This is a genomic window from Shigella sp. FC1967 (assembly GCF_001743005.1).
Lineage (GTDB): Bacteria > Pseudomonadota > Gammaproteobacteria > Enterobacterales > Enterobacteriaceae > Proteus.
The window spans coordinates 1-8,356 of the sequence record NZ_MIIZ01000559.1 but is presented as its reverse complement, the minus strand read 5'-3'; the positions used below and the strand labels follow the sequence as shown (position 1 = coordinate 8,356).

At 39.5% G+C, this 8,356-nt stretch carries 5 protein-coding genes and 3 tRNA genes; 2 read left to right on the top strand and 6 right to left on the bottom strand.

Annotated elements, in window-relative coordinates:
* Positions 1–29: 29 nt before the first annotated feature.
* The 6 genes from BHE89_RS04965 to nagB all read right to left on the bottom strand — a co-directional run bounded on the left by BHE89_RS04965 (position 30) and on the right by nagB (position 4,039).
* A tRNA-Gln gene (locus BHE89_RS04965) sits at positions 30–104 on the bottom strand.
* Between the two features lie 27 nt (positions 105–131).
* Positions 132–216, bottom strand: a tRNA-Leu gene (locus BHE89_RS04960).
* 7 nt (positions 217–223) lie between these two features.
* A tRNA-Met gene (locus tag BHE89_RS04955) sits at positions 224–300 on the bottom strand.
* A gap of 401 nt (positions 301–701) precedes the next feature.
* Positions 702–1,934: a DNA-binding transcriptional regulator NagC gene (gene nagC / locus BHE89_RS04950; protein WP_077885177.1), complete on the bottom strand. Its 1,233-nt coding sequence runs from the start codon at positions 1,932–1,934 to the stop codon at positions 702–704.
* 13 nt (positions 1,935–1,947) lie between these two features.
* Positions 1,948–3,108 carry an N-acetylglucosamine-6-phosphate deacetylase gene (gene nagA / locus BHE89_RS04945; RefSeq protein ID WP_069370071.1) on the bottom strand — a complete coding sequence of 387 codons (1,161 nt, stop codon included), beginning with the start codon at positions 3,106–3,108 and terminating at the stop codon, positions 1,948–1,950.
* Between the two features lie 124 nt (positions 3,109–3,232).
* Positions 3,233–4,039, bottom strand: coding sequence for a glucosamine-6-phosphate deaminase (gene nagB, locus BHE89_RS04940; RefSeq protein ID WP_069370072.1), 807 nt, complete (start codon positions 4,037–4,039; stop codon positions 3,233–3,235).
* A gap of 354 nt (positions 4,040–4,393) precedes the next feature.
* Here nagB and nagE point away from each other — a divergent pair, with 354 nt between their 5' ends.
* Both nagE and glnS read left to right on the top strand, forming a co-directional pair.
* Positions 4,394–6,436, top strand: coding sequence for an N-acetylglucosamine-specific PTS transporter subunit IIBC (gene nagE, locus BHE89_RS04935; RefSeq protein WP_069370073.1), 2,043 nt, complete (start codon positions 4,394–4,396; stop codon positions 6,434–6,436).
* 197 nt (positions 6,437–6,633) lie between these two features.
* On the top strand, positions 6,634–8,301 hold the full coding sequence (gene glnS, locus BHE89_RS04930; RefSeq protein ID WP_069370074.1) for a glutamine--tRNA ligase: 1,668 nt from the start codon (positions 6,634–6,636) through the stop codon (positions 8,299–8,301).
* Positions 8,302–8,356: the final 55 nt, after the last annotated feature.

Here is an 8,356-nt window from a genome sequence, read left to right as displayed (position 1 = left end):
ATCTAGCTAGCTATCTTTCTTTCGAAAGATGGCTGGGGTACCAGGATTCGAACCTGGGAATGCCAGGATCAAAACCTGGTGCCTTACCGCTTGGCGATATCCCAACTGATAAATTTTTGACGAGGTTAAAATGGTGCGGGAGGCGAGACTTGAACTCGCACACCTTGCGGCGCCAGAACCTAAATCTGGTGCGTCTACCAATTTCGCCACTCCCGCAAAAAGATGGTGGCTATGACGGGATTCGAACCTGTGACCCCAACATTATGAGTGTTGTGCTCTAACCAGCTGAGCTACATAGCCATCTTTTTTTGCATAACCTTCGTCGGCGTTGCGGGGCGCATTATGCGTATTACAGACAAATCCGTCAACTGCTTTTTGCATTAATTTTCGAGAAACGTGTCCGTTTGCTCGATGGTTAATCATTTTGTCGAAAAAAAGATCCAAAAAACAACCTTATTGATGAAAAATATCTCAAAGAATAGGGGGTGAATAAAAAGAAAAAACAAAGCAGTAAGAGAAGTGATATTAAGTTAAAGAGAGAAAAAACGAAGAACAGTGAACATAAAAAAAGAAATGAGGTGAAAATTCACGCTACATTTCTTTTTCTTTGGATATGACTGATTGAATTTTAAGTTGATTTTATAATGAAGGTCAGAAAAGTCTATATTCAACTCAAAAAAGTATAATTTTTCAACAATACATTACTTTTCTAAGAGGTATTGTAGTAATTCTCCGTTCAGCATTGCACGTTTAGTCAAGGCAAAAGCCCCTATGGCAGAACGATGATCAAGCTCCGATGTGACAATAGGAAGCTCTTCTCTGAATTCTTTTAATACTTGTGTATTAATGCAACTTTGAATTGAGGGTAGCAAGATTTCAGCGGCTTCCGTCAATTCGCCCGCTAACACCACTTTTTGTGGATTAAACAGGTTAATGGCGATTGCAATAGCTTTACCTAAGTGTAAACCCACTTGTTTAATGGTTTCGACTGCTAGCGGATCATTCTTAACGGCTGCTCGACAAATATCTTGGATTTGGCACTGTGTTGGCGATAAATACTGGCTAGGATAACCTTGCTCTAATTGATAGCGCACTTTAGCTTCGATGGCTGTATTGGATGCAATTGTTTCTAAACAACCAAAATTACCACAATGGCAACGTTCACCTAAAGGATCGATTTGAATATGACCAATCTCTCCTAAGTTACCACGTTGGTTGAGCAGAATTTTATTATTAATAATAACACCCGCACCTGCACCACGATGAATACGGACTAGTAGCGAGTCTTCACAATCTCGTGTCGCACCAAAATAATTTTCAGCGAGTGCAAGGCTTCGAATATCATGCCCAGCATAACAAGGCAGATTAAAGCGTTTTTCTAAGCTATTTACCAGAGCCCAATTATCTACTTTCATATGCGGCATATAACGAACAATGCCTTTATTGGGATCAACAAGACCGGGTAAGATCACAGAAATTGAAATAAGCTCACGGATGCGGCGTTGATTTTGTTTAATAAAATCATCAATTGCATTGATAAGTATCGTCTCAACTTCATTTTGAGTACTTTGCTCTAAAGGGTAGTGTTGTTCAATGATAACCTTACCACTCAGATCGTAAAGAGCAACGGTGGCATCATTACGACCCAATCGCACACTAACGGTATTAAAATTGCGGTGTTCAACTACAATAGAAATTGCGCGACGCCCACCCGTTGATGCCTGTTGATCAACCTCTTTGATTAAGCCTCGTTCAAGCAGCTGACGAGTAATTTTAGTCACACTGGCGGGCGCTAGTTGGCTTTGTTCGGCTATTTGGATACGGGAAATTGGCCCGTGTTGATCAATCAGTCGATACACAATTGCACTGTTAAGTTGTTTAACAAGATCGATATTGCCAATTTGCGTTTCAGTGTTGTTATGACTCATCAGCATACACATCCATTAGTTATTCAGTTATTTCAATACCATTGACAAATGTTGTACAAAGGTTGAAGTCCTTATCAAAAGAAGCGAGGTTAGCAGTTTTTCCCGCTTCAATTGTTCCCAATTCTTTTTCCATTCCAATTGCTCGAGCAGGATAAAGTGTTGCCATCCGCAATGTTTCATCTAATGGAATACCAACATGGATCACGCTATTTTTAATTGCACCAATCATGGTTAGTGATGATCCACTTAATGTGCCATCTGCATCGACACAAAGACCATTACGATAATATATGGTTTTACCTGCAAAAACGAAGCTATCCATCTCATTTTTATTAGGATCAAGTCCCGCTGGCGCAGTTGCGTCTGTGACTAAAAGTAGTTTTTCACCTTTTAAACGCTTACTGTTACGAATATTTGCCCATGAAACGTGTAAACCATCGGCAATGATACCAGCATATACCTCAGGTGTATCATAAATGGCACCCACAAGCCCTGGACCTCGACCTGTAATATAAGGCATTGCATTGTAAAGGTGAGTCGATAATGAGATACCATTACGAAATCCTTTCCGTGCTTCTTCATAAGTCGAATTTGAATGACCCGCAGAAACAATGATACCTGCTTTGATTAATTGACGAACATATTTTTCATCAACCATTTCTGGTGCTAAGGTGATTTTAGCGATGACATCGGCATTATCGCATAAATAGCTAATCATCTCGGCACTTGGCTGACGAATGAATTGTGGATCATGAGTCCCTTTTTTAATTATATTGATATAAGGGCCTTCTAAGTGTAATCCCAACACTTTATTTTTATGTTTTTTCATATAAGCACGAGTTGCTTCAATGCCTATTTTCATCAATTCATCAGAACAGGTAATTAATGTTGGTAAATAGCTAGTGCAACCTAAACGTTCATTCGCTTTTTGCATAATTTCTAACGTTTCAGCGGTGACATTTTCAGGTGTGTCATTAAATTGCACACCACCACAACCATTAACCTGTAAATCGATAAAACCGGGAGAGACAATTGCACCTTTCATATCACGAACAGTGATGTCTTTTGGCAGTTGATCCTGTGGGCAAACCTGCTCAATACGGGAGCCGTTAATAATAATGGCGTGGTTTTCTAAACGGTCGTAACCTGTATAAATAACAGCATTTGTTAAGGCAAACATACCTTTGTCTCCTGATAAGGGAAGTCAATCTAAAAAGCCGATATCAGCCAGCAAATTCTGGCTGATAAGTAAGAGAGCTTAGCCTTTTCCGCTACTTAATTAGTAGGTACTTAATTTACTAAACTTAGTCTTGGTATTTCTGACACTCTTGCGCTTCAATCTGTTGGAAATAACGCAATGTTTTTACTCGTAATTCCATTGTTGCAGGATCATCACATACTAAAATTGCTTTAGGGTGAAGTTGAACACAAGAAATCGTCCATAAATGGTTAACCGCGCCTTCTGTTGCGGCATGTACTGCTTGCGCCTTATTAAAGCCTGTTGCCAAAATCATTAATTCTTCAGCATCTAATAATGTGCCTACACCAACGGTTAGTGCATATTTAGGAACATGATTAACATTATTGTCGAAGAAACGTGAATTTGCTAAGCGTGTATCTTCCGTTAGCGTTTTCATGCGAGTGCGTGAAGAGAGTGATGACGCAGGCTCATTAAATGCAATATGACCGTCGTTACCTACACCACCCATAAACAAATTGATTTTGCCATAAGACTTAATTTTCGCCTCATAACGTTCGCATTCTGCTTGTGGATCTTCTGCATTACCATTTAATAAATTGATATTTTCATCTTTAATATCAATATGATTAAAGAAATTTTCATACATAAAAGTACGATAACTTTGTGAATGATCAGATGGAATACCAACATATTCATCCATATTGAACGTTACAACGTGTTGGAAGCTGACTTTTCCTGCGCGATGTAATTCAATTAACTCTTTATATGTCGCCAATGGCGTGCCGCCAGTCGGTAAACCAAGTACGAAAGGATGCTCTGCAGTTGGATTAAATGCGTTGATCTTCTCAACGATATAATTTGCAGACCACTTACCAACTTGTTTTGCCGTAGATAGGGGGATTAACCTCATAGTAACCTCATAGAAAAAAGACAAATCTGATAACTCTGTAACGTGTTATTTCATCGTGTAATTATCAGTAGCTCATCTATAACACGAATTTCTTTTCATTTTTAGCTGATGATCGAAATGTCCCGCCAAAAGATATTTTTAATCATAAAATAAGCTTTCTGACTTAGCCAGCATTTCAGCTAAATTATACGACATTGGTGACTTCAATCACAAATTATGACTAATTAATTTGCGATAACGAAATAAAATTTTTTAGACTAAAAAATGGAATTAAATAATTAGCTCATCAATTTATTATTAAATATGAATGAGTATAAATAAGATCCCGCATAGGGGCTATCCAAGGGGGAGTTTGTGAATATTTTAAGTTATCTGCAGAAGATAGGGCGGGCGCTGATGGTGCCTGTTGCTACATTACCTGCAGCAGCAATTCTGATGGGGATTGGCTACTGGATTGACCCAGTAGGCTGGGGTGGTGATAACGCGCTTGCTGCCTTACTTATCAAATCTGGTGCTGCCATTATCGATAATATGTCAGTCTTGTTTGCCATTGGTGTTGCTTATGGTATGTCAAAAGACAAAGACGGTGCTGCCGCTTTAACAGGATTTGTTGGGTTCTTAGTCGTGACAACACTTTGTTCTCCAGCCGCAGTATCAATGATCAAAGGCCTACCTTTAGAAGAGGTTCCAGTTGCTTTTGGTAAAATAAATAACCAGTTTGTTGGGATCTTGGTTGGTGTACTTTCTGCGGAGCTTTATAACCGCTTTAGTAGCGTTGAACTGCCTCGTGCACTGTCATTCTTTAGTGGGCGTCGTTTAGTGCCAATCCTAACCTCATTTTTAATGATCATCGTCGCCTTTATTTTGATGTATATCTGGCCTGTGATTTATGGCGGATTAGTCAGCTTTGGCGAAAGCATTAAAGATATGGGGGCATTAGGTGCGGGTATCTATGCATTCTTTAACCGTTTATTAATTCCAGTTGGCTTACACCATGCGTTGAACTCTGTATTCTGGTTTGACGTTGCTGGTATTAACGATATTCCTAACTTCCTTGCAGGTCAGCAAGCTATCGATTCTGGTTTAGCAACTGTGGGGGTTACAGGTCGTTATCAAGCTGGCTTCTTCCCAGTGATGATGTTTGGTTTACCGGGTGCGGCTCTTGCGATTTACCACTGCGCACGTAAAGAGAACAAAGCAAAAGTTGCGGGTATCATGATTGCTGGTGCATTTGCTGCCTTCTTCACAGGTATTACTGAACCACTTGAATTCTCCTTTATGTTCGTGGCACCCGTGCTTTATGTTATTCACGCATTCTTAATGGCAATTTCTGTTTATATTGCAGCCAGTATGGAGTGGATTTCAGGATTCGGCTTTAGTGCCGGTTTAGTGGATATGTTCTTATCATCTCGTAACCCACTTGCTGTGCACTGGTACATGCTGATTGTCCAAGGTATTGTGTTCTTCTTCATTTACTACGGTATTTTCCGTTTCACTATCACTAAATTCAACCTGAAAACACCTGGTCGTGAAGATGATGTGATTGGTGATGAAACGGCTGATGGTTATGATGAAGATATCAAAACAGCGTCAGCAAATAGTAAAGAAGGTCTTCAGCAAGAAGCTCGTCAATATATCGCGGCTATCGGTGGCTCTGATAACTTAACGGGGATTGATGCTTGTATTACCCGTTTACGTTTAAATGTAAAAGATGCCACGGTTGTTAATGATGCCTATGCAAAACGTTTAGGCGCATCAGGTGTTATTCGCTTAAATAAACAAAGCGTTCAAGTGATTGTGGGTACGCGTGCTGAATTAGTTGCTAATGCGATGCGTGATGTATTGACACAAGGCCCTGTACCCGCTTATGAAGCGCCAGCCGTTTCAACAGTCACTACTGAAAAAGCGCCTGTAAAACAAGCCAATACAAATGCGACAGTGCTACTAAAAATGATTGCACCTTTTGATGGTGAAGTCGTGGCATTGAAAGAAGTGCCTGATGAAGCATTCTCCAGTGGGGTTGTTGGTGATGGTATCGCAATCAAACCCACTTCTAACATTGTAATGGCGCCTGCGACAGGGACTGTTGTTAAGATTTTTGATACAAACCACGCATTTTGTATTGAAACGGATAATGGTGTTGAAATTATCGTGCATATGGGGATTGATACTGTTGCGTTAGGTGGAAAAGGCTTCAAACGTTTAATTGAAGAAGGTGCAGACGTTACAGTTGGTCAACCTATCTTAGAATTAGATCTTGAATACTTAAACGCGAATGCCAAATCGATGATAAGCCCTGTCATTGTTAGCAATATCGATGATTTTGATAAGATTGCCGAACAAGCCACAGGTGTTGTGGTCGGAAATAAAACGGTTATCTACAACGTGCTAAAATAATTTCTATATAGATATTTAATCCTCTATAAAGAGATGGTTAAATAAGACGATAAAACGGGGAGTCTTTCGAACTTCCCGTTTTTTTATCTCTATTTTGATAAATATCTCAGGGGTGTATTTAGCTAAGGTATTTATGAAACCTGCTTATTGGATTATAGTGGGTTAATTATGCGTTTTGCTTTGAGGAAAAAATGACCATGAATGAGGCAGATGCCCGCCCAACGAACTTTATTCGTCAAATTATTGACGAAGATCTGGCTACCGGGAAACATGATAGCGTTCATACGCGTTTCCCACCTGAACCTAATGGCTATCTTCATATTGGCCATGCGAAATCAATTTGCCTGAATTTTGGTATTGCTAAAGATTATCAGGGAAAATGTAATCTACGTTTTGATGATACCAATCCAGTAAAAGAAGATATTGAGTATATCAACTCAATTCAAAAAGATGTTCAGTGGTTAGGTTTCCAATGGGAAGGTAGCATTCATTACTCCTCAGATTATTTTGATCAACTTTATCAATATGCGATTGAGCTGATTAATAAAGGCTTAGCTTATGTTGATGAGTTAAGCGCTGAAGAAATTCGTGAATACCGCGGTACATTAAAAGAGCCAGGTAAAAATAGTCCTTATCGCTCACGTAGCGTAGAAGAGAACTTAGCACTATTTGAAAAAATGCGTGCTGGTGGCTTTGAAGAAGGTAAAGCGTGTTTACGTGCGAAAATTGATATGGCATCACCGTTTATTGTTATGCGTGATCCTGTGCTTTATCGTATTAAATTCGCTGAACACCACCAAACTGGAAATAAATGGTGCATTTATCCTATGTATGATTTTACCCACTGCATTTCTGATGCACTGGAAAATATCACACATTCTTTATGTACTTTAGAATTCCAAGATAACCGCCGTTTATATGATTGGGTGCTGGATAATATCACTATCCCTTGTCATCCTCGCCAATATGAATTCTCACGTCTTAACCTTGAATACACAGTGATGTCAAAACGTAAGCTGAATCAGCTTGTGACAGAAAATATTGTGAATGGTTGGGATGATCCTCGTATGCCAACCATTTCAGGCTTACGTCGTCGTGGTTATACTGCAGAATCTATCCGTGAATTCTGTTTACGTATTGGTGTAACGAAACAAGAAAATAACGTCGAAATGGCAGCTTTAGAATCTTGTATTCGTGATGATTTAAATGAAAATGCACCACGCGCAATGGCGGTTATTGATCCGGTTCGTTTAGTGATTGAAAATATGCCTGAAGGCGAAGAAATTCTTGTTGCTCCAAATCACCCGAACAAACCAGAAATGGGAACGCGTGAAGTACCATTTAGCCGCGAGATCTATATTGATCGCGCTGACTTTAAAGAAGAAGCAAACCGTCAATATAAACGTCTGGTACTTGGTAAAGAAGTCCGTTTACGTAATGCTTATGTTATTAAAGCAGAGCGAGTTGAAAAAGACGAACAAGGCGAAATTACGACCATTTACTGTTCTTATGATGCAGAAACTTTAAATAAAGATCCTGCTGATGGACGTAAAGTAAAAGGCGTTATTCACTGGGTAAGCATCCCACACGCTATTCCAGCTGAAATCCGCCTTTATGACCGTCTGTTTAGCGTACCAAATCCAGGCGCAGAAGAAGATTTCTTATCAACAATCAACCCTGAATCATTAGTTATTCGTAACGGTTTTGTTGAACGTAGCTTAAAAGATGCCGCTATCGAAAAAGCGTATCAATTTGAGCGTGAAGGCTACTTTTGTGCCGATAAGCTTTCAACAGCGGATAAACTTGTGTTTAACCGTACTGTGGGCTTACGTGACACTTGGGCGAAGATTTCTCAGCAAGGTTAATTTGACGTGCTTTAAGTCACATTAGTATCTTAATGAATAAAATGCTCGATAATGA